General features: G+C 64.3%; 24 protein-coding genes. 10 read left to right on the forward strand and 14 right to left on the reverse strand.

Translation table 11 applies throughout. From position 1 onward, the window contains the following. Positions 1-195 precede the first annotated feature (195 nt). The 3 genes from CIT37_RS01770 (at position 196) to CIT37_RS01780 (ending at position 2,356) form a co-directional block, all read left to right on the forward strand. Entirely contained in the window at positions 196-750 is a 555-nt protein-coding gene (locus CIT37_RS01770) for a fasciclin domain-containing protein (RefSeq protein ID WP_028139268.1), read from the forward strand. A gap of 183 nt (positions 751-933) precedes the next feature. Then, complete coding sequence (locus CIT37_RS01775; RefSeq protein WP_028139267.1) at positions 934-1,563, forward strand: cytochrome b/b6 domain-containing protein; 630 nt, start codon at positions 934-936, stop codon at positions 1,561-1,563. A 10-nt stretch (positions 1,564-1,573) separates the two neighbouring features. Continuing rightward, positions 1,574-2,356: a molybdopterin-binding protein gene (locus CIT37_RS01780; protein ID WP_095425498.1), complete on the forward strand. Its 783-nt coding sequence runs from the start codon at positions 1,574-1,576 to the stop codon at positions 2,354-2,356. Positions 2,357-2,455: 99 nt separating this feature from the next. Here the strand turns inward: CIT37_RS01780 and CIT37_RS01785 are convergent, their stop codons facing one another. Next, complete coding sequence (locus tag CIT37_RS01785; RefSeq protein ID WP_095425497.1) at positions 2,456-3,655, reverse strand: YbfB/YjiJ family MFS transporter; 1,200 nt, start codon at positions 3,653-3,655, stop codon at positions 2,456-2,458. Positions 3,656-3,847: 192 nt separating this feature from the next. On the opposite strand from CIT37_RS01785, the gene leuB reads away from it, so the two are divergent. Then, positions 3,848-4,960 (forward strand): 3-isopropylmalate dehydrogenase, encoded by a 1,113-nt coding sequence (gene leuB, locus CIT37_RS01790; protein WP_038949833.1) that lies wholly within the window; start codon positions 3,848-3,850, stop codon positions 4,958-4,960. A 171-nt stretch (positions 4,961-5,131) separates the two neighbouring features. Here leuB and CIT37_RS01795 read toward each other — a convergent pair whose 3' ends face one another. Next, positions 5,132-5,509, reverse strand: coding sequence for a hypothetical protein (locus CIT37_RS01795; protein WP_028139263.1), 378 nt, complete (start codon positions 5,507-5,509; stop codon positions 5,132-5,134). A gap of 156 nt (positions 5,510-5,665) precedes the next feature. Next, positions 5,666-6,460, reverse strand: coding sequence for a hypothetical protein (locus tag CIT37_RS01800; protein WP_028139262.1), 795 nt, complete (start codon positions 6,458-6,460; stop codon positions 5,666-5,668). A gap of 116 nt (positions 6,461-6,576) precedes the next feature. On the opposite strand from CIT37_RS01800, the gene CIT37_RS01805 reads away from it, so the two are divergent. Next, on the forward strand, positions 6,577-7,611 hold the full coding sequence (locus CIT37_RS01805; RefSeq protein ID WP_028139261.1) for an aspartate-semialdehyde dehydrogenase: 1,035 nt from the start codon (positions 6,577-6,579) through the stop codon (positions 7,609-7,611). Between the two features lie 203 nt (positions 7,612-7,814). On the opposite strand, the gene CIT37_RS01810 is transcribed toward CIT37_RS01805, so the two are convergent. Continuing rightward, a complete protein-coding gene (locus CIT37_RS01810) occupies positions 7,815-8,459 on the reverse strand; it encodes a carbonic anhydrase (protein WP_028139260.1) in 645 nt (214 codons plus the stop codon). A 169-nt stretch (positions 8,460-8,628) separates the two neighbouring features. Between CIT37_RS01810 and CIT37_RS01815 the strand changes: the two genes are divergently transcribed. Further along, positions 8,629-9,510, forward strand: a complete 882-nt coding sequence (locus CIT37_RS01815) for an HpcH/HpaI aldolase/citrate lyase family protein (protein WP_028139259.1) — start codon at positions 8,629-8,631, stop codon at positions 9,508-9,510. A gap of 4 nt (positions 9,511-9,514) precedes the next feature. Here the strand turns inward: CIT37_RS01815 and CIT37_RS01820 are convergent, their stop codons facing one another. Beyond that, entirely contained in the window at positions 9,515-10,363 is an 849-nt protein-coding gene (locus CIT37_RS01820; RefSeq protein WP_244429177.1) for a Crp/Fnr family transcriptional regulator, read from the reverse strand. 996 nt (positions 10,364-11,359) lie between these two features. Here CIT37_RS01820 and CIT37_RS01825 point away from each other — a divergent pair. After that, positions 11,360-13,444, forward strand: coding sequence for a TonB-dependent receptor (locus CIT37_RS01825; RefSeq protein WP_202975901.1), 2,085 nt, complete (start codon positions 11,360-11,362; stop codon positions 13,442-13,444). Between the two features lie 27 nt (positions 13,445-13,471). Here CIT37_RS01825 and CIT37_RS01830 read toward each other — a convergent pair whose 3' ends face one another. The 4 genes from CIT37_RS01830 to CIT37_RS01845 all read right to left on the reverse strand — a co-directional run bounded on the left by CIT37_RS01830 (position 13,472) and on the right by CIT37_RS01845 (position 16,067). Next, the gene (locus CIT37_RS01830; RefSeq protein WP_028139258.1) at positions 13,472-13,891 is read right to left on the reverse strand and encodes a hypothetical protein; all 420 of its coding nucleotides are present in this window, start codon (positions 13,889-13,891) and stop codon (positions 13,472-13,474) included. A gap of 224 nt (positions 13,892-14,115) precedes the next feature. Continuing rightward, positions 14,116-14,901 (reverse strand): glycosyltransferase family 32 protein, encoded by a 786-nt coding sequence (locus CIT37_RS01835; RefSeq protein WP_038949837.1) that lies wholly within the window; start codon positions 14,899-14,901, stop codon positions 14,116-14,118. A gap of 80 nt (positions 14,902-14,981) precedes the next feature. After that, on the reverse strand, positions 14,982-15,587 hold the full coding sequence (gene leuD, locus CIT37_RS01840) for a 3-isopropylmalate dehydratase small subunit (RefSeq protein WP_095425495.1): 606 nt from the start codon (positions 15,585-15,587) through the stop codon (positions 14,982-14,984). Between the two features lie 81 nt (positions 15,588-15,668). Beyond that, positions 15,669-16,067 carry a metallopeptidase family protein gene (locus CIT37_RS01845; protein ID WP_028139256.1) on the reverse strand — a complete coding sequence of 133 codons (399 nt, stop codon included), beginning with the start codon at positions 16,065-16,067 and terminating at the stop codon, positions 15,669-15,671. Between the two features lie 156 nt (positions 16,068-16,223). Between CIT37_RS01845 and CIT37_RS01850 the strand changes: the two genes are divergently transcribed. Together CIT37_RS01850 and CIT37_RS01855 are read left to right on the forward strand one after the other, a co-directional pair. Next, a complete protein-coding gene (locus tag CIT37_RS01850) occupies positions 16,224-16,499 on the forward strand; it encodes a hypothetical protein (protein ID WP_028139255.1) in 276 nt (91 codons plus the stop codon). A gap of 47 nt (positions 16,500-16,546) precedes the next feature. Next, a complete protein-coding gene (locus CIT37_RS01855; RefSeq protein WP_028139254.1) occupies positions 16,547-16,801 on the forward strand; it encodes a hypothetical protein in 255 nt (84 codons plus the stop codon). Positions 16,802-16,805: 4 nt separating this feature from the next. Here the strand turns inward: CIT37_RS01855 and CIT37_RS01860 are convergent, their stop codons facing one another. Further along, positions 16,806-17,105 carry a DUF1330 domain-containing protein gene (locus CIT37_RS01860; RefSeq protein ID WP_095425494.1) on the reverse strand — a complete coding sequence of 100 codons (300 nt, stop codon included), beginning with the start codon at positions 17,103-17,105 and terminating at the stop codon, positions 16,806-16,808. Positions 17,106-17,283: 178 nt separating this feature from the next. On the opposite strand from CIT37_RS01860, the gene CIT37_RS01865 reads away from it, so the two are divergent. Further along, a complete protein-coding gene (locus CIT37_RS01865; protein WP_095425493.1) occupies positions 17,284-17,823 on the forward strand; it encodes a hypothetical protein in 540 nt (179 codons plus the stop codon). A gap of 63 nt (positions 17,824-17,886) precedes the next feature. Here CIT37_RS01865 and CIT37_RS01870 read toward each other — a convergent pair whose 3' ends face one another. From CIT37_RS01870 to trmD, 4 genes are all read right to left on the reverse strand, one after another. Continuing rightward, positions 17,887-18,096, reverse strand: a complete 210-nt coding sequence (locus CIT37_RS01870) for a hypothetical protein (protein WP_095425492.1) — start codon at positions 18,094-18,096, stop codon at positions 17,887-17,889. Between the two features lie 94 nt (positions 18,097-18,190). After that, the gene (leuC, locus tag CIT37_RS01875) at positions 18,191-19,597 is read right to left on the reverse strand and encodes a 3-isopropylmalate dehydratase large subunit (protein WP_095425491.1); all 1,407 of its coding nucleotides are present in this window, start codon (positions 19,595-19,597) and stop codon (positions 18,191-18,193) included. A 328-nt stretch (positions 19,598-19,925) separates the two neighbouring features. Beyond that, complete coding sequence (rplS, locus tag CIT37_RS01880) at positions 19,926-20,306, reverse strand: 50S ribosomal protein L19 (RefSeq protein ID WP_095425490.1); 381 nt, start codon at positions 20,304-20,306, stop codon at positions 19,926-19,928. Positions 20,307-20,414: 108 nt separating this feature from the next. Next, on the reverse strand, positions 20,415-21,170 hold the full coding sequence (trmD, locus tag CIT37_RS01885; protein WP_095425489.1) for a tRNA (guanosine(37)-N1)-methyltransferase TrmD: 756 nt from the start codon (positions 21,168-21,170) through the stop codon (positions 20,415-20,417). Positions 21,171-21,238: the final 68 nt, after the last annotated feature.

Genomic DNA, 21,238 nt, shown 5'->3' on the forward strand with positions numbered 1-21,238 from the left:
TCGTGCATCACACGAACGTCCCCCCACATAGTTTCACGCATCACAAAGAATTTTTCCCCGAAACCACTTCGCCAACCCTCCCGTAGTTCGGTCCAACGACGGCGCTGCTGCTTCACGCCAACAGGTCGCAGCCGCCGTTGTTGCCCCAACGCAAGACCGGCCATCGCCGGTTACAATTCAATCGGGAGACTTTCCATGTCGAAGCGCATTGCCTATCTCGCCGCCGCCGCCTTCAGCGCCCTGGCCATCACCGCGACCGTCGTCGCGCCTGTCCGCGCCGAGGAGAAGACCGTCATGGTCGGCGGTGCCGCGATGTTCCCGTCCAAGAACATCGTCCAGAACGCGGTCAACTCGAAGGACCACACCACGCTGGTCGCGGCGGTGAAGGCGGCCGGCTTGGTGCCGACGCTGGAAGGCAAGGGTCCGTTCACGGTGTTTGCCCCGACCAACGCCGCCTTCGGCAAGCTGCCGGCCGGCACCGTCGACAATCTGGTCAAGCCCGAGAACAAGGCGACGCTGACCAAGATCCTCACCTACCATGTCGTGCCCGGCAAGCTCGAGGCCTCCGACCTCACCGAGGGCAAGAAGCTGAAGACCGCCGAAGGCGAGGAGCTGACGGTCAAGAAGATGGACGGCAAGACCTGGATCGTCGATGCCAAGGGCGGCACCTCGATGGTCACGATCTCCAACGTCAACCAGTCCAACGGCGTCATCCATGTGGTCGACACCGTGCTGATGCCGGCGACGTAACACCGCGGGCTCCTGTTTCATCCCGCAAGCAGGATGCGACGAAACGGCGAGCCGGGGGCACCCGGCTCGCTTTATTGTGACCGCCATAGCCCGACGCTATCGATTCGATGGCGGACAGGGCGTAACGAAAGCGGGCGCATCGGCGTATAATCGGTGTCACACGACGTTCAGGACGGAACCACCATGTCGAGCCTCACAGTCACCGACGAGCAGGTCAGCGCCGCCCCGGCCAAAGTGATCCAGCCGGCCTGGGTCCGCATCATGCACTGGGTCAATGCCCTCGCCATGATCCTGATGATCCTGTCGGGCTGGCAGATCTACAACGCCTCGCCGCTGTTCGGCTTCAGCTTTCCGCGCGAGTACACGCTCGGCGGATGGCTCGGCGGCGGCCTGCTCTGGCACTTTGCTGCGATGTGGCTGTTGATGATCAACGGCCTCGCCTATCTCGTCACGGGCTTTGCCACCGGCCGTTTCCGCAAGAAACTGTTTCCGATCACCCCGTCAGGCGTGCTCCATGACGTCAGGGCAGCGCTGACCTTCAAGCTCGGCCACGATGACCTCACCGTCTACAATTACGTGCAGCGCCTGCTCTATGCCGGCATCATCGTGGTCGGCGTGCTGATCGTGCTCACGGGCTTAGGGATGTGGAAGCCCGTGCAGCTCTATTATCTCGTCGCGCTGTTCGGCGACTACCCGACCGCGCGCTACATCCATTTCTTCTGCATGGCCGCGATCTGCGCGTTCCTCGTCGTTCACGTCCTGCTCGCGCTGCTCGTGCCTAAGAGCCTGCGCGCCATGATCATCGGCCGCTGAGGAGGAGAGCATGGCCAAGCGTTCATTCCTGATCCCCGGCGTCGACAAGCGGCTCTTGATCAAGGACTCCATCAAGACCATGCCCGACGTCACGCGCCGCCGCTTCATTGCGGGCGGCGCCAGCCTCGGCGCGCTGACGCTGCTCACCGGCTGCGATGTGATCGACTCGTCCTCGGCCGAGGAGATGCTGAAGCAGGTCTCGAAATTCAACGATGCCGTGCAGGCCTTCATCTTCAACCCCGACGCACTGGCGCCGACCTTCCCCGAGAGCGCGATCACGAAACCGTTCCCGTTCAACGCCTATTACGATCTCGACGACGCGCCTGACGTCGCTGGCGCCGACTGGAAGCTCGAGGTTCGCGGCCTCGTCGACAACAAGAAGTCGTGGACGCTGGACGAGCTCTACAAGTTGCCGCAAGTCACGCAAATCACCCGCCATATCTGCGTCGAGGGCTGGAGCGCGATCGGCAGCTGGACCGGCACGCCCTTGCGCGATTTCCTCAAGCTGATCGGCGCCGACACAAGCGCGAAATACGTCTGGTTCCAGTGCGCCGACAAGGACGGCTACAATTCGCCCTTGGACATGCGCAGCGCGCTGCATCCGCAGACCCAGATGACGTTCAAATACGCGAATGAGATCCTGCCGCGCGCCTACGGCTTCCCCATGAAGATCCGCGTGCCGACAAAACTCGGCTTCAAGAACCCGAAATACGTGGTTTCGATGGAAGTCACCAACGACTACAAGGGTGGCCATTGGGAAGACCAGGGGTATAATTCGTTTAGTGGGAGCTAGGCGCGCTGCCGTAGTGTGGGCAAAGCGCAAGCGTGCCCACCAATACTGTATCCGCGGTGGCGGTTGTCGTGGGCACGGCGCTACGCGCCTTTGCCCACCCTACGGCACTGAGTTTTTCGGCCCCACCTTCCGCTGACACAGCGCCGCGGCCGCCCCCAACGCCAGCAGCGCCGCCGATACATTCAGCGCGTAGCTCAAACTCCCCAGCGCGTCCGTGATGGCGCCGACCACGATCGGCCCCAGCGTTTGCCCGACGCCGAACGAGATCGTCATCGCCGCGATCGCGGTCGGCCACATCGCCGGCGGATAGTTGAAGCGCACGAAGGCGGTGGTCGAGCCGACCACGGCGAAGAAAGCGACGCCGAACACCACCGCGGAGACCGCGAGCCACGCCGGCGAATGCCCGAGCATCGGCAGGGCCGCACCCAGCGCGTTGGTGCCGAGGATGATGGCGGTGGCCAATCCGCCGCGGTCGAGCGCCAGCACGCCGCGCCAGGCCCAGGGTGTGACGAAGGCGGACAGGCCGATCAGGCCCCAGAACGCCGCCTGCGCTGCGGCCCCGCCGCCGCCGTCGCGCACATAGGCGATCATGAAGGTCATGTAGGCGATGTAGCCGGCGCCGAACAGGAAGTAGCCCGCGAGGTAGATCAGCACAGGACGAATCGCGAAGGCGGCGTGGCTGCCTTCCGAGAAACGTGCCCCGCTTTCGATGCGGATCAGGAACAGCGGCGCGGTCATCGCGGCCGAGAGCAGTGTCAGCGCCCACCACACCATCCACCACGAGCCCGGCCCGAAATATTGCAGCGTGAACGGAGCGATCAGCCCCGAGGACAGAATGCCGATGCCGGGTCCGGCATAGAACAGGCTGAGCAGGAAATTGGCCCGCTCCGGGCGCGACTGGGCGATGGTCGCAGCGAGCGCGCCGCCGGCGACGAAGCCGGCCGCGGCGCCGAGACCCAGCACGAGGCGCGCCAGGCTCAGCGCGACGAAATTCCCCGTCAGCGCGCAAATGGCGAGCGCGGCGACGCAGGCCAGGGTTCCGCCGCGGATCGCGGCCGCCCAGCCGACGCGCTGGATGAGGCGCGACGCCACCAGCGCGCCCACGAGATAGCCGACGGCGTTGATGGTGTTCATGAATCCGGCGGCCGAATAGGACCAGCCGAGGGTCTCCCGCATGTCGGGCAGCACCAGCGCATAGGCAAAGCGGCCGATGCCGAGCCCGACGGTGGCCGCCAGCGACAGGGTCAGGATCAGCCGCGCGGGATGCGCGTAGGGCAGGACGCGGTCAGGGGCGTGCAAGGGGTTCTCCGGCCTACCCAGTGTGGCAGGCTCCGTCCGCCTTGCACAGCCGCACCCCGGCAATGGTGTCTTGCCAAGCGCGCAACGCCGCTCTAGCACTCCGGCCGGCCGTCATTCCGGGGCGCACGCGAAGCGGGCCGCGCCAAGAGGCGCGTCCCGGAATGACGAGAGAGGATCGAGAAGGAAACGACCATGGCGACCCACAAACTGCTGCTGCTTCCCGGCGACGGTATCGGCCCCGAGGTGATGGGCGAGGTGAAGCGGCTGATCGACTGGCTCAATTCGGCCGGGATCGCCAAGTTCGAGACGGATACCGGCCTTGTCGGCGGCTCCGCCTATGACGCGCACAAGGTGTCGATCTCCGAGGGCGACATGGCCAAGGCGCTTGCCGCCGATGCCATCATCTTCGGCGCGGTCGGCGGTCCGAAGTGGGACGCGGTGCCCTACGAGGTGCGCCCGGAAGCCGGCCTGCTGCGCCTGCGCAAGGATCTGGCCTTGTTCGCCAACCTGCGTCCCGCCGTGTGCTACCCGGCGCTGGCGGAAGCCTCCAGCCTGAAGCGCGAGGCCGTCGAAGGCCTCGACATCATGATCGTGCGCGAGCTCACCGGCGGCGTCTATTTCGGCGAGCCCAAGACCATCACCGACCTCGGCAACGGCCAGAAGCGCGCCGTCGATACCCAGGTCTACGACACCTATGAGATCGAGCGCATCGGCCGCGTCGCCTTCGAGCTTGCCAGGAAGCGCAAGAACAAGGTGACGTCGATGGAGAAGCGCAACGTCATGAAGTCGGGCGTGCTCTGGAACGAGGTCATGACCCAGGTCCACAAGCGCGAATACCCTGATGTCACGCTCGAGCACCAGCTCGCCGATTCCGGCGGCATGATGCTGGTGAAATGGCCGAAGCAGTTCGACGTCATCGTCACCGACAACCTGTTCGGCGACATGCTGTCCGACATCGCGGCGATGCTGACGGGCTCGCTCGGCATGCTGCCTTCGGCTTCGCTCGGTGAGGTCGATGTGAAGAGCAAGAAGCGCAAGGCGCTGTACGAGCCCGTGCACGGCTCGGCGCCCGATATCGCAGGCCAGGGCCTCGCCAATCCGATTGCGATGATCTCGTCGTTCGGCATGGCGCTGCGCTACTCCTTCGACATGGGCGCGCTCGCCGACAAGGTCGACGCCGCGATCGCCGCGGTGCTCGCCAGTGGCCTGCGCACCGCCGACATCAAGTCGGAGGGCACCACGGCCGCCTCGACGACGCAGATGGGCGAAGCGATCCTGAAGGAATTGCAGAAGCTGCACGCCTAAGGCGGGCACAGCTCTCGTAGGGTGGGTCAGCCATGTGGACTGCGCGAAGCGCAGACCGCTTGGCGTAACCCACCTCTTCTGTCTCCGCGGAGACAAGCAGTGGTGGATTACGCCTTCGGCTAATCCAAGGCCGGGCGTAAGCCCGGCCTTTTGATTCGGATCGCTGTCCGCTCAGTACAGCGGGAAATTCTGCGGATAGCCGCCGACGTCCTGCGGCGGCGAGAGCGGCTGGCGGTCGATCGGGCGGTTGAGATTCTCGCGGGCGAAGGACGGATAGCCAACCGCCGGCGGGAAGGCGTAGTCGGAGAACTTGCGGTCGCCCGGATTGACCTCGGTGCCGCCGTCGAGCCAGGAGCGCTTGCTGACATAGATACGGGTGCGGCCCTGCTGGTAGACGGCGTTGGGGCCGCTCGGGCCGTAATAGTGGCGGCCGCGCTCGTCATAGCGCTTGGTCTTGTTGTCAGCCGAGGCCGGCGTCGCAAGGGACAGGGCAATCACAGCGCCCGCCGCAAACAAGGTCGCCAGTTTGGCAGAGAATTTCCAGCTCATCACGTCCCCTTCAGGCGGCGCACCGCCAGTCGATTTCACCCCATACTAGCCCGGCCGGGGTGAGTGCAACTAGGTCTATTGGGTCACACCAGCTCGGAATAATCGTGCGCGCTGGCAAAAGTTGCATCAATACCAGCCACTTGAGCTTGATGCCGGTCAAAGCGCTCCGCGCAATTGCGCGTTGGCGGCGCCCAGCAGCCAGTCCGGCGAGCCCGCGAGGTCGCAAGCACGGCGCTTCAGCTCGGCACGGGCGAACAATTCCGCCAGCTTCGGCTCGTTGCCGGAGGTCAGCAGCGTCAGCCGGTTCAGCGTGCAGGCGATCGCCGCACGCCGGGCGGGCATTGTGTCGCCCTGGCAGGAGAAGCCGGAGATCTGCAAGCCTGGCTCCTCGTTGCGCTTGAGGTAGCCGAGGCAGGCCAGCGTCCCCTTGTCCGTGCCGATCGGCCGGAACAGCGCGACGGGGCCGAATTTCGTCTCGATCAGGCCGGCTTGCTCGAGCGGGGTGGCCACCCCGAGACCCATCTGGACGGCGAGGTCCGTCGCTACAGGACGGGCCACATCGAACTCGCCGCCTTCCCGATAGATTTCGAGCTCGGCCAGCGGCTGGTCCGCCGCGCTCGCCCAGCGCATCACGTCTTTGCGGCCGCCTTCGGGATGCCGAAGGATGGTGTAAGAGGCTGTTTTTTCTGATGAATCGATCCGGCTAAGGGCGAAAGCCGGGTGCGATCGGTCGGCCGTGCTCCAGCCCGGCTTGTCTGCGGGATCATCGCCGCGCAGCTCGGGCAACTGACCCAGCGCCGCGAGGGCGAGGATGGCAAACAGAGCGAGCGCCCCCACATAGGCGATCAGGCGCGCCAGCGTGCCGACCACCTCGTCGGCGAAGGCTGCCAGCGTCAGATAGAGATGGGTCCGGGTGGAGATTGCGGCCGTGCTGGCCTCAGGCGACTGCATCCACGTCCCTAAGGCATGGTCCAACGTTGTCTTGAGGCCGGTTCTCGCATAGAAGCGCTGCTCTTCCTGTTTAAGCGTCAGCTTCAGGAACGGGCTTTTTCATCGGAGAGTGAACGATGGGTTACAAAGTCGCAGTCGTCGGCGCGACCGGCAATGTCGGACGGGAAATGCTCAACATCCTCGATGAGCGCAAATTCCCCGCGGACGAGGTCGTGGCGCTGGCGTCGCGCCGCAGCATCGGCGTCGAGGTCTCCTATGGCGACCGCACCCTGAAGTGCAAGGCGCTCGAGCACTTTGATTTCTCCGATGTCGACATCTGCCTGATGTCGGCGGGCGGCGAGGTGTCGAAGGAATGGTCGCCGAAGATCGGCGCCGCCGGCGCCGTCGTGATCGACAATTCCTCGGCCTGGCGCATGGATCCGGACGTGCCGCTGATCGTGCCGGAGGTGAATGCGGCTGCGACCGAAGGCTTCAAGAAGAAGAACATCATCGCCAACCCGAACTGCTCGACCGCGCAGCTCGTGGTCGCGCTCAAGCCGCTGCACGACAAGGCGACCATCAAGCGCGTCGTGGTCTCGACCTATCAATCGGTGTCGGGCGCCGGCAAGGACGGGATGGACGAGCTGTTCTCGCAGACCAAGGCCGTCTACACCAATGACGAGCTGGTCGCGAAGAAATTCCCCAAGCGGATCGCCTTCAACGTCATCCCCCACATCGACGTCTTCATGGAGGACGGCTACACCAAGGAAGAGTGGAAGATGATGGCGGAGACCAAGAAGATTCTTGATCCCAAGATCAAGCTCTCCGCTACTTGTGTGCGCGTGCCCGTGTTCGTCGGCCACTCCGAGGCCGTCAACATCGAGTTCGAGAATCCGATCAGCGCGGACGAAGCGCGCAACATCCTGCGCACGGCGCCCGGCTGCCTCGTCATCGACAAGCAGGAGCCCGGCGGCTACGCCACGCCTTACGAAGCGGCCGGCGAGGACGCGACTTACATCAGCCGCATCCGCGAGGACGCGACGGTGGAGAACGGCCTCGTGCTGTGGTGCGTGTCCGACAACCTCCGCAAGGGCGCAGCCCTCAACGCGATCCAGATCGCGGAAGTGCTGATCAACCGCAAGCTGATCAGCGCGAAGAAGAAGGCGGCCTGACGAACTCTCTCCTGTCGTCCCGGACAAGCGCGCAACAAGCGCGCGCAGATCCGGGACCCATAACCACAGGAAGTGGTTTGGCGCGAAGCTGGTAACTCCGGGTCTTCGCAAAATTATTGCTGCGGCGTATGGGTCCCGGATCTGCGCTTGCGCTTGTCCGGGACGACGATCTCGTTTGACGCGGCAGCTGACGAAATCTCGCCCTACGCCACGCTACGCGCGTTCTTGAATTCCTTGCTCGCCTTGTCCAGCACGAACAGCGATCCCTCCGCGACGCCGAAATAGGCGCCGTGGGTCTGCATCTGGCCGCTGTCGACCGCCTTCTGCACGAACGGGAACGTCATCAGGTTTTCCAGGCTGCGGAACACCGCGGCCTTCTCGATGCGCTCGACGAATTGCGCCATGCTCTCATGGTCACGTTGCTCGACCACTTCACCCGGCTTGATGAACATCTGCATCCATTTGCCGATGAAGTCGCCGGGCGTCAGCGGCTCGATCTTGTCGACGAAGGCGCGGATGCCGCCGCATTGCGCGTGGCCGAGCACCACGATGTGCTTCACCTTCAGCACCGTCACCGCATATTCCAGCGCGGCCGAGACGCCATGCGCGTTGCCGTCGGGCTGATACACCGGCACCAGATTGGCGATGTTGCGGACCACGAACAATTCGCCCGGGCCGACGTCGAAGATCACCTCGGGCGAGACGCGACTGTCGCAGCAGCCGATCACCATTACTTCCGGCGACTGCCCCTTCACCGACAGGTCGCGGTAGCGGGTCTGCTCGGTCGGCAGCCGCTGGGTGGCGAAGGCCCTGTAGCCTTCCAGCAAATGCTCTGGGAATGCGGTCATGGCCTATGCCTAAACATATACCGCCGAGGCGAACAAGCCTTTCGAATAGGCAGACCAGATGTTATCGCCTGTGGCTGTTTGCTTGAGCATGATCCTTGCCGGAAAATCGCCGCACAGTTTTCCGGATCGTGCTCTACAACCGCCTCAGGAAACCGGAAGGAACGCTTGCATGACCCGCCCGCGCCGCAGCCATCTGTTCATGCCCGGCTCCAACCCCCGCGCGTTGGAAAAGGCGCGCAATCTCGCCGCCGACGGCCTGATCCTCGATCTGGAAGATTCCGTCGCTCCCGACGCCAAGGCGGTGGCGCGCGATGGAATCGCGGCGGCCATCGCGGCCAAGGGGTTCGGCAAGCGCGAGATCCTGATTCGGACCAACGGTCTCGACACGCCCTGGTGGGCCGACGATCTCGCCATGGCCGCCAAGGCCTCGCCCGACGGCATCCTGGTTCCAAAAGTTTCAAGTATCGAAGATCTCGATACGATCGGCCTCCGTCTTACCGAGCTTGGCGCGGCGCCGACGGTGAAGGTCTGGGCCATGATCGAGACCGCGCGCGCCGTGCTGCACGCGGAGGAGCTGGCCGAGGCCGGGCGCGATCAATCGCGGCGCCTCTCCGGCTTCGTGTTCGGCCCGAACGACATCTCACGCGAAACGCGCATCAAGATGCTGCCCGGCCGCGCCGCGATGATCCCGATGATCACGCACTGCATCCTGGCGACGCGCGCCCACGGCCTCGAAATCCTCGACGGCCCCTACAGCGACATCGCCAATTCCGACGGCTTTGCCACCGAATGCGCGCAGGGCCGCGATCTCGGCTTCGACGGCAAGACGCTGATTCACCCCTCGCAGATCGACGCCTGCAACGCGATCTTCACGCCGCCCGAAGAGGAAGTCGCGCGCGCACGAAAAATCATCGCGGCGTTCGAGCTGCCGGAGAACGTCTCGCGCGGCGCGATCCGCTTGGACGGCGCGATGGTGGAGCGGCTGCACGCCGACATGGCCCGGCGCACGATCGCAATCGCGGATGCCATTGCGGCGATGAGCAAGGGCTGAAGCGTCAACTCGAAAAAGCGATATCCGCTGTTCCGCGACAAACGGCCATCTTCTGTTCGCCAAGAGCAGAGGACGGTGCGGCCAATTCCTCGCAATACATCCGATCGATGTTGCGCTGCATGAGCGCATAACAATCGCATGCGACCTTCTCGAGCCGCGCCCGATCGATCTCTACAAACCCGCGCCCGTCGGACGGGACCGCGCCGGCCTCGCGTAGCTTGCTCATCGTCAGAGTTACTGTCGTCCGTCGCACCCCAAGCAGCTGCGCAAGCGCCTCCTGCGTCACCGGAAGCCGGTCATCGGGCACGCGGTCGTGAAGCTGCAGGAGCCACCGCGCCATGCGGCCATCCACCCGGTGCAGCGCGTTGCAAGCGGCTACGTGCTGGAGCTGCAATAACACCGCGCGGGCGTGGACTTGCACGACGTTCCTGATGGCTGTGCTTTGCGCAAAGGCGGCGCGAAATTTGGCGGCGGAAATCAGCGATGCTGTGCCGGCTATGCGAGTAACCGCGGTCACGGATGAAAGCGACGGGCCGAGCACGGAGAACGAGGCCAAAGCGCCTTCCCGTCCCATCAAGGTGGTTGCGACCGTTTGCCCGTCCGGCATATCGAGCATGAAGGCGATTGCGCCGCTATGGGGAAAATAAACCGGGTCGAGCTCATCGCCCGACCGCACCAGGATGGCATCGGGTTCGAACGAGACTTTCTGGAAGTAGGGCGTGAGCAAGCCGAGATCCGCCGGCGGCAACGCCGCCAGTAGCCGATTCCCGATGCCCGCGCGGTGGACGGTCACGATGCTTTCTTGTGAACGGGCACCCAATGAACGACGGGATCGATCTACTTCATTTGCCATGATTATCCGAAATACGAATTGCCCGAAGGGAAACTATCCAAACAGAGCCATTCGTCGAGATCAAGCACGGATAATTGCGGAGACCTTGTCGGCATCCTCCTCGCGCAAACGGGATCTTGCATACATCATACTATTCGCGATCTTTTGCCGCTCGGCGAGGTGCACCACGTGCTGATCGACCAGTGATGGTTGCAGCAGCGCGCGAGTTTAACCTTGTCCCGGCGCGGACCTCTGGGGAGATCTGCTATACCCCCGGGTACAGCGGACATCCTTGCGCCGATCCCAAGGTAGGGATTGATGAGTGTGCGGCGAGCGAAATCTTCTGCGCCGCTCACCGCGGCGCGTCCCTTGTGATTGCACAGCGGGCAGACCCGCTTCCTGTCGGGCAGCAATTGCGGCTGTGCGCGCTGACACCCCGTCGTGCAACGAGTCCTTCTTGCGTCCAACAACGTCATCTCGCGTCTCGACTCCTTCGTCCGACGGACTGTGGCAATCACCCGCATCCGTCGCGCCGCGACCTCTCGGTGCGCGCTTTGAGGTGATGTTGCGCGGAAGCACCTCGTGCGAATGCACGCGTGAATTTGATGTTTCGCGCCTGCCAACGTTGGACGCCGCGTGAAATCAAAGCATCAGTCGACAACGCTCTCGTCTGCGTCTCGCGCCGAGATCTCGCTCAATACACTAGATGCCTTCTATTCCAGATACCTTCTATTTGGCGATGCTCGCCTGGCTGTTTATTGCACTCTTTGTCTCGTCGGCGTGATGAGACGGGGCATCAATAAGAAAAGACTCCGGGGTACTATGATTCACGATTGGAACGGCACGCGCGTATTTTGGCTCGTGTCCGTATCGATGCTGCTGACCACGACATCGTCATTCGCACAGCAATCCAACGTTCAACCGTCGACCGGATCCGGACAGTCGCTTCCTCCGGTTGCCGTATCTGCGCCGGAGCGCCGCGCTGTTCCCGTCCGGAGACAGCATTCGTCCAATGCAATGCGCGCAAGGCGCCAGGCCGCCGGGCGTCAGAGCGCGCCGGCAGCAAGCGCACCTGCGACGGTCGGCGCGCAGCGTGCCGCATTGCCGGTGCCGTATGTCGGCGGACAAGTCGCGCGAGGTGGCCAGCTCGGCCTGCTCGGCAACAAAGACTACATGGATACGCCATACAGTCTCGCCAGCTATACGGAGAAGACCATCCGTGACCAGCAGGCGACCAGCGTCGCCGAGGTTCTGACCAATTCCGATCCGTCGGTCCGCGCGGCAATCGGCAGCAGCAACCGCTATGACGCACTGACCATTCGCGGCTTCCGGGTCGAGAACAGCGAGATCGCGTTGAACGGGCTGTACGGTCTGGTGCCGGCCTATCGTGTCAACCCGGCGCCGATCGAGCGTATCGAATTGCTCAAGGGCCCGGGCGCGTTCCTCAACGGCATGGCCCCGCAGGGAAGCATCGGCGGTAGCGTCAATGTCGTGACCAAACGTGCTTACGAAGATCTGACGCGCCTGACCGTCGGCTACATGTCGAATGCCCGCTTTGGCAGGGAGGTCGACGTGGCGCGCCGCTACGGTGATCAGAAGGAATGGGGCGTCCGGTTCAATGGCGGGTTCAATGGTGGAGACACCACGATCGACCGCCAATCGGTGCGTGACGGTGTCGGTTCGCTCGGTGTCGACTACCGCGGCGAGCGCTTTCGGTGGTCGGCCGATGTCATCTATCAGGACGACTGGATGAAAGCTGCGGCGCGCGGCTATACGCCGGTCAAGGGCATCGCGGTGCCCAATGCGCCGGATCCTCGCATCAATCTCGCCCAGCCCTTCGACTATGCCCGCACAAAGAGCCTCACGGGCCTGACGCGCGCTGAATACGACCTGTCCAACAACGTCACCATGTTCGGCGCCATCGGCGCCAACCAATTCGGTTATGACAAGCGGGAGGCGCCGGGAGCGACGATCCTCACGACCTCGGGCGACGCACTTTCAACGTCGCGCTTCCAGACCGGCAAGTCCGAGGCCGTGTCTGGCGAAGCCGGTGTTCGGGCGCGGTTCGATACAGGCCCGGTCGGGCATGAAGTCGTGGTCAGCGGCAGTGTCCTGAACCGAACCGACTGGCTCGGTCAGACCAATTACGGGAACTATCTCACCAACATCTACACACCCACGCTGCTGGCGGGCCCCGGCACACCGGTGTCGTCCTTCGCCGAGGGCAAGTCCGACTTTCTCGGCCTGCGAAGCGTCGGCGTTGCCGATACGCTCTCGATGATGAACGGGATGCTTCAGGTGACCGTCGGCGCCAGACAGCAGCAGGTCATTGCGAACGGCTTTGATCCCGCGAGCGGTCTGGAGACCGCCCACTATGACCAGAGCGCGACGTCGCCCTCCGTGGCCCTGCTGGTGCGACCGATCAAGGAAGTGTCCTTTTACGCCAGCTACATCGAAGGTCTTTCGCCCAGTCCCACGCCGCCGGCCGGCGCAGCCAACACCAACGCGGTGTTCGCTCCCTTCAAGACCAGGCAATACGAGGTCGGCACCAAGCTCGATCTCGGTCGCTTCGGCGCGAGCCTGGCGGCGTTCCAGATCAGCCTGCCGAGCGGCGTCGTCGATCCCGCCACCAAGATCTACAGCCTCGACGGCGAACAGAGAAACCGCGGCGTCGAGCTCAACACCTTCGGCGAAGTGGCGCCGGGGATCCGGGTTCTGGGCGGCGTGACTTATCTCGATGCACGGCTCACGAAGACCGAAGGGCACCTCCATGACGGAAATCATGCGGTCGGTGCTCCGGGCTGGCAGAGCAATCTTGGTATCGAGTGGGATGCGCCCTTCCTGCCTGGACTGACGGCGACGGCTCGCACGATCTACACCAGCCGGGCCTATGTCAGCACCGACAACATCCAGAGCGTCCCCGCGTGGATGACCTTCGACCTCGGGGCACGCTATGCTACCAGCCTGGCTGGGCGGCCGACCACGTTCCGCGGGTCCGTCACCAATCTGTTCGACAATCGCTACTGGATCGGCAATCCGACCGGCTATGTGATCAGCGGCATGCCGCGGACGCTGTGGCTATCGATGTCGGTTGACTTCTGACGCGGAATGAGCCGGCGTTGCGCCGCCTCACCGCGGCGCGACATCGGCGCGGTCGAGCGATTCCAGCGTCGCGGCATTGCCGCAGTAGCCGTGATAATTCTCCGCGGCGGTGCCCTCTGCGAGATCGCGGTCGCATTGTCCCTTGTTGTTACAGAGCGAGCAGACACGCTCCATGTCGCGGAGCAGCAGCGGCTGCGCGCGGCCGAGGCCTTCGGCGCTGATGCCGAGCTGCTGCAGCATCATTGGCAGCTCGTCGGCAGAATGCTTGCCGTGGCGGACCAGTTCCTCGAGATCGTCAGGCGCGATCCTCAAGTCGCTCGCGATCCGGTCGAAATCGGCGCGATCGAGCTGCCGCATCTCGTTCAGCTCGCGGCGGTGCTTCAGCCAGCTCGCAAAGGAGTCGATGAGGTCCTGGACGATGGGATATGGCCTGCTTGCGGTGCTCATGGAAAGCTCCCTTCGGACAGCGGAATTGGAGCGAATTAAGCACAATGATGCAGGGGCGCGTTGCGCTGGATCAAACTCGATCGAGCGAGATTGATCGCGTGTCCCGGACGCGGTGCGGCGCGAAGTGCCGCTCCGCAGAGCCGGGACCCATCTCGCCACGTTACTGGGCCCCGGCTCAGCAGCGCATCACCAAGAGGTGCTGCGCAGCGTCCGGGGCACGAGAGCTAAGCAAACCGCTCCGCCGCCCAGGCATACAGGCTGCCGGGAATCGGCTTTTCGCCGCCGCGGCCCTTGGGCGAGATGTGGAGGCCGATGATCTCGGGGTGGGTGACGAGGCCGAGATAGCTCGAGGGATCGAAGAACAATTTTGGTTCCGCATGCACGGCATAGAACGATTGCTTCGGCAGCGCGCAAGCGAGCTCGCCGGTGCGGCGCGCGAGCGCGGTGAGTGCCGCGGGGCCGAAGATCGCGACACGAATATCGGAGAGACGGTTCGAGCTGCCGCGCAGGCGGCGCATCATGAAGGTGATGCGATGACGGACCGACAGCCAGTTCGGCGTCAGCTCCTCCTGCTCCATCAGCTCCTCGAAGGCGGCGACGATGCCGTGCCCGGGCGGCAGGTAGATCACGGAATTGCCGAGCTGGCGTGGCCGCTCCCAGGCAAAGTAGGGTTTTGCCGGATCGATCTCGACCGGCTTCAAGAGCAGCACATCGGCGTCGAGCCAGAGGCCGAGATCCTTCGCCATCAGCTTCATGCGGAAGAAATCGCTGAACTGCAGCGTGGTCCAGTCGCGCCAGCTTCCATCCGGTTGCGGCGGCCGCAAGCGTTCCGAGAACGCGTGCGGCAGGATCGCTTCGGCGTCCGCGTTTGCGACGCCGGCGGGTAGGCCGGGAATGGTGTCGAAGCTGTAGACCGTGACCTTGTGGCCGGCCGCGAGCTGCGAGCGCAGACAGGTCTGGCGCAGCGCATCCATCGGGCCATGCCAGAAGGTGACGATCTCGGGCAGCATGCGGCGAAGCTATACGGGATAAGCGAGGCAAAGAAAAAGCCCCGGCGCTGTCGGCACCGGGGCTGAATGAAGACGCAAGCTCAGGCCCAGGCGCGTTCGCGCTTGAGCTTGTCCTCATAGGTGTCGATCGAGGCCTTCTTCTCCATCGTGAGGCCGATGTCGTCGAGGCCGTTGATCAGGCAGTGCTTGCGGAACGGATCGATCTCGAACTCGACCTTGCCGCCGTCGGGGCCGCGGATCTCCTGGTTCGGCAGGTCGATCGTCAGCGTCGCATTGGCGCCGCGCTCGGCATCGTCGAACAGCCTGTCGAGGTCTTCCTGGCTGACGCGGATCGGCAGAATGCCGTTCTTGAAGCAGTTGTTGTAGAAGATGTCGCCGAACGAGGTCGAGATCACGCAGCGGATGCCGAAGTCGAGCAGCGCCCAGGGCGCGTGCTCGCGGCTCGAGCCGCAGCCGAAATTGTCGCCGGCGACCAGCACCTTCGCATTGCGATAGGCGGGCTGATTGAGGACGAAATCCGGATTCTCGCTGCCGTCGTCCTTGTAGCGCTGCTCGGAGAAGAGCCCCTTGCCAAGGCCGGTGCGCTTGATGGTCTTGAGGTACTGCTTCGGAATGATCATGTCGGTGTCGACATTGATGATCTTCAGCGGCGCCGCGACGCCTTCCAGCGTGGTGAACTTGTCCATGGTTGCGCTTTCCCGGATGGGTCTAGGGGAACAGGTATTTATCGCGATCGGGGCCGGAATCCTAGGCCGAATTCGGCAGGTCTACTCTGCCTGAGCCTCAATCGCCGCCATATCGTCGTCCGACAGGCCAAAATGGTGGCCGATCTCGTGGATCAGGACGTGGCGGACGATATGGCCGAGGCTCTCGTCGTGCTCGGCCCAGTAATCAAGGATCGGCCGGCGGTAGAGCCAGACCATGTTGGGCAGCCGCGCCACGTCGCCAAGGCTCTGCTGCGGCAGGCCGACGCCCTGGAACAGGCCGAGCAGGTCGAACTCGCTCTCGCATTCCATTTCGTCCAGGACCTCCTCGGTCGGGAAGTCGTCGACGCGGAGGATCACGCCCTCGCACAGCCTACGAAATTCCGCCGGCAGGCGCTCGAAGATGTCGTGTGCCGTCGCTTCCATCTCGGCCAGCGAAGGCGCTTTCAATTCCGTCCACATGAGGCTCTCTTAGCGCGGGTTTCCCGCTGATGCATCCCGCTTTATAAAGCGCGGCGAGGTTGACGGGCGCCGCCAAAACGGGGAGCGTGGGCCTCGAATGGGACGTTTCAGGTGGGCGGAAAAATGCGAGCGAAAACAGCGCTGACGCTACTGTGCATGGGGTTGTTTTCGCCGTTTTGCGTTGGCGCCGAGGCGCAGACCGCCGGCTCCGAGATTCGCCTCGCCCAGGCAGCCCCGCCTGATGCCCCGCCGCCGCGCAAGCGGCCGCCGCGCTTGCGCGTCACGCCCTATTACAGTCCTGACGGCGTCTATCCGCGCTACAATCCCGGTCCCGACGCGGTCCGCGAATGCAACGCGACCTATGTGCAGGAATACCGGCCGAGCGGCACGGTGATCGTGCCGCGGATGAGCTGCTACTGGCGCCGCGGCTGATGCCGGTTCGACGCTCGCGCGCAGCGCGGGAGCCTCAAGGGGGCGTCATGGCGAGATGGTTTGCATTGGCCGTTGTCGTCGCGCTTGCCGCGGGCCTGCCTCGCGCGTCCGCGGCGCCGAGGGTGCCGGAGGCCTCGGCCGGGATCGCCGTCTTCGACGTGCGACGACACGCACGAACCCATGGCATTGCGCGGCCCATCGTGCGCCATGATCCCCGCTATTACGCGCGGCCGGTCCACTACCGTCCTTATCCCTACCGCGTGCCCGCGCCATTCGTGTTCGGCTACGGGCCGTTCTGGTGACGTCCTAGCCGGCGGGCGCAAATCCCTTGACCAGCAATACGGTCGCCTGCGCGCCCGCCTTGCGGTCGCGCGAAATCTCCTCGTAGTCGGGTGAGTTCGAGAAGGCGAGGAAGGCGGCCTCGTCCGGAAACGACATCATGACCAGCTTGTCGTGCGGCCACGCCCCTTCGAGCACGCGCGGTCTCTCGTCGGCAGCGAGCAGCCGCCCATTGTACTTCCTGAACACATCGAAGAACCGCGCCTGATAGCGATCGTAGGCCGCGCGGTCGGTCATCTTCAATTGTGCAATCGCGTAGACGGTCATCTCAAGACTTCCTTCCCTTAGCGGCACAGCGCCGCAGCGCGGCGCCCGCCTCGTTCATTCATGGCGCGTTCACATCGCTGTCCGCAATTTAACCCCGGGAGCGACTGCAATTGAACAGGGATGACGCGGGCCGGGAACGAGCATCGCCACTCCGCTGTCCAGATTCAGGGAGAAGTCCATGCTGAGGAGTTTGGGTCTCCGGGCAGGCCCGATGCGCCTGCTCGGGATTGCAGCTGCGGCGACGCTGATGCTGTCGGCCGGAACCGCGCGTCGTGCTGAAGCGCTGACCTTGATCAATCCGGCGACGTCACCCGCGACGAAGGCCGCGGCCGACGACCTCGTCACGAAGGTTCGCCACGGCGGCGGTGGACATGGCGGTGGCGGGCATTTTCACGGTGGTGGAGGCTTCCGCGGTGGCGGAGGACATATCGGCGGTTTCCGCGGCGGTGGATTCCATGGCGGCCATATCGGCCGCTTCCGCGCCGCGCCGGCCTTCCATGGCGGCGGCTATCGCTATGGCGGTGTTCACCGCTACGGCGGATTTCATCGCTACGGGATCTATCGGCCTCACTACGGCCATCGCCACTTCCACCGGCGCTATTATGTCGGCGGCTATTATCCCTACTACCATTATCCGCGCCGCTGCCGGGTCATCTGGACCTATTACGGCCCGCGCCGCATCTGCCGCTGGCATCGCTGGCACCATCCGTATCGGTAACTATTGGTAGGCACGATCGACGTGAAAAGGGCGCCTCAGCGGCGCCCTTTGCTCGTCCGGCGGCTAAAGCCAATCCTTCAGCTTCCACGACGAAGCTTTCCACCGCATCAGGGTCTCGACCTTCCACTGCTTGAACATCGCGGGCGGCCAGCGGCTGAGCTTCGAGATCTCCTCGATCTCGGGCTTGGCGACGATGTGCAGGCGCGGCGGGCGCCGGCGGTGCTGGCGCGTGGCCTCGCCGATCAGGTCGACATATTCGGGCTTGTTGGCCACGGCGCGCGTCCTCGCGAAAACCTCGCGAGGACGAGAGTGTCAGGCGATCGTTTAACGGCGGTTTGCCGCGATCGCTACAATTGCAGGGACCGGCTTAGCGCCAGTCCCTGACGTCGACGAAATGACCCGCGATCGCCGCCGCTGCCGCCATCGCCGGCGACACCAGATGGGTGCGGCCCTTGAAGCCCTGGCGGCCCTCGAAATTGCGGTTCGAGGTCGAGGCGCAGCGCTCTTCCGGGGCCAGCTTGTCCGGGTTCATCGCGAGGCACATCGAGCAACCGGGCTCGCGCCATTCGAAGCCGGCCTTGATGAAGATCTTATCCAGACCTTCGGCTTCGGCCTGCTCCTTCACGAGGCCGGAGCCCGGCACGACCATGGCGTTGACATGCGCTGAGACGGTCTTGCCTTCGGCAATCTTCGCCGCCGCGCGCAAGTCCTCGATGCGGCCATTGGTGCAGGAGCCAATGAAGATGCGGTCGACCTTGATGTCGATGATCTTGGTGCCCGCGGTGAGGCCCATGTACTTCAGCGCGCGGTGCTTGGAGAGGCGCTTGGCCTCGTCCGCGATCTTGTCAGGGTCGGGCACGATGCCGGTCACGGAGATGACGTCCTCAGGGCTGGTGCCCCAGGTCACGATCGGCGGCAGCTTGGCGGCATCGAGGCGCAGCTCGTTGTCGAAATGCGCGCCCTCGTCGGAGCGCAACTTCTCCCAGTAGCGCATCGCGGCATCCCAGTCCGCGCCCTTCGGCGCCTTCGGGCGGCCACGCAGGAAGTCGAACGCCTTCTGGTCGGGCGCGACCAGGCCGGCGCGCGCGCCGCCTTCGATCGACATGTTGCAGACCGTCATGCGGCCTTCCATGCTGAGCGCGCTGATGGCGTCGCCGGCGTATTCCAGTACGTAGCCGGTGCCGCCCGCGGTGCCGATCTCGCCGATGATGGCGAGGATGATGTCCTTGCCCGTCACGCCATCAGGCAATTTGCCGTCGACGGTGACGCGCATGTTCTTGGCCTTCTTCTGGATCAGCGTCTGCGTCGCCAGCACGTGCTCGACCTCGCTCGTGCCGATGCCGTGCGCGAGCGCGCCGAACGCGCCATGCGTCGAGGTGTGGCTGTCACCGCAGACGATGGTGGTGCCGGGCAGGGTAAAACCCTGCTCGGGGCCGATGACGTGGACGACACCCTGGCGCTTGTCGAACTCGTTGTAATATTCGATGCCGAATTCCTTGGCGTTCTCGGCCAGCGCCTTGATCTGCTCGATGCTTTCAGGATCGGGATTCGGCTTGGTGCGATCGGTGGTCGGCACGTTGTGGTCGACCACGGCGAGCGTCTTCTCGGGCGCATGAACCTTGCGCCCCGTCGCGCGCAGGCCTTCGAACGCCTGCGGCGAGGTCACCTCGTGCACCAGATGGCGATCGATATAAAGCAGGCAGGTGCCGTCCTCGGCTTCGTGCACCAGATGGTCGTTCCAGATCTTGTCGTACAATGTGGTCGGCTTGGACATGAGCGTCAGCTCCGAAAGAATGTTGTGTCAGCGGAAAGGCGCGCGCGGCGCGCGGGCAACAAAATCGTCAGCGCAGCTTTTAGGCTGCGCGCGTAAGCTCTGACGTTGCCGAGGTCGCGAAGCGTCCGAAGAACCGGCCAGGCAGCCGCGAGCGATCGTCGATGACGATGCGCTTGACGGGGGCGAGGCTGGCCGGATCTGGAAACATTCCAAGAATATATAGCAGGCCGAATTGGAAGCGCGAGTGGTTTGACGCGCACGGCTGACGCAACAAAAAAGCGCGGAGCCGAGCCCCGCGCTTTCGAAAACTTGCCTGATGGGGCGGAGCTTACTCGCCGACCGCGGTCTGGCGGTCCTGCTTCTCGACGATGCGGGCCGACTTGCCGCGAAGGCTGCGGAGGTAATAGAGCTTGGCGCGACGCACCTTGCCGCGGCGCACCACCTTGATCGAGTCGATCATCGGCGACATCACCGGGAACACGCGCTCCACGCCCTCGCCGTAGGAGATCTTGCGGACGGTGAAGCTCTCGTTGAGCCCACCGCCGGAACGGCCGATGCAGACGCCTTCATAGGCCTGCACGCGGGTGCGGTCGCCTTCGACGACCTTCACGTTGACGATCAAGGTGTCGCCGGGACCGAATTCCGGGATGTCCTTGCCAGCGGACAGCTTGTCGAATTGCTCTTGCTCGAGCTGCTTGATCAGGTTCATGGGTAAATCTCCATCGGCGCGCCCAGCCGCAGATCGGGGGCTGCGCGAAATTCGTCTATCCAGCTATTGCGGATGTGGCCGCTCCTATAAGGCAAGCCGGAGCGTTTGTCACCCGTCTGTCTTGTTTTTTGGCGTTTTTTGGCGTCCCGCCCGATTCGGGGCCTTGGAGGGGATCTGGGCCCATAAATCCGGCCGCCGGGCCGCCGTGAGGGCCTCCGATTGCGCCCGTCGCCAGCTGGCAACCTTGGCGTGGTCGCCCGAGGTCAGGATATCAGGGATCGGAGCGCCCTCGAACAGCTGCGGCCGGGTGTATTGGGGGTATTCGAGCAGGCCGTCGGAGAAGCTCTCCTCGGTTCCCGAGGCCTCCTTGCCCATCACGCCCGGCAGCAGCCGCACGCAGGCGTCGATCAGGGCCAAAGCGGCGATTTCGCCCCCGGAGAGCACGTAATCCCCGATCGAGACCTCCTCCAGGCCCCGCCCGTCGATCACCCGCTGGTCGATCCCCTCGAAGCGCCCGCAGATGATCAGGGGGCCGGGGCCCTGGGCGAGCTCTGTGACGCGGGCCTGGGTCAATGGCCGACCCCTCGGGCTCATCAGCAGCCGCGGCCGCTCGGGGGCGATCTCGGCGGCATCGATGGCCGCCGCCAGAACATCCGCCCGCAGCACCATGCCCGGCCCGCCGCCGGCCGGGGTGTCGTCAACGCTGCGGTGGCGGTCGGTGGCGGACGCCCGGATGTCCCGCGCCTCGATCTCCCACAGCCCGGAGGCCAGCGCCCGGCCGGCCAGGCTCACGCCGAGCGGCCCCGGAAACATCTCCGGAAACAGCGTCAGCACGGTCGCGCGCCAGGGTGAGGGGGTTGTCATCGGATCTCAATTCTCGTCGTCCCGGACAAGCGCAGCGCAGATCCGGGACCCATAACCACCGCAGCCAG

Source organism: Bradyrhizobium ottawaense, assembly GCF_002278135.3.
In the GTDB taxonomy this organism is placed as follows: Bacteria; Pseudomonadota; Alphaproteobacteria; order Rhizobiales; family Xanthobacteraceae; genus Bradyrhizobium; species Bradyrhizobium ottawaense.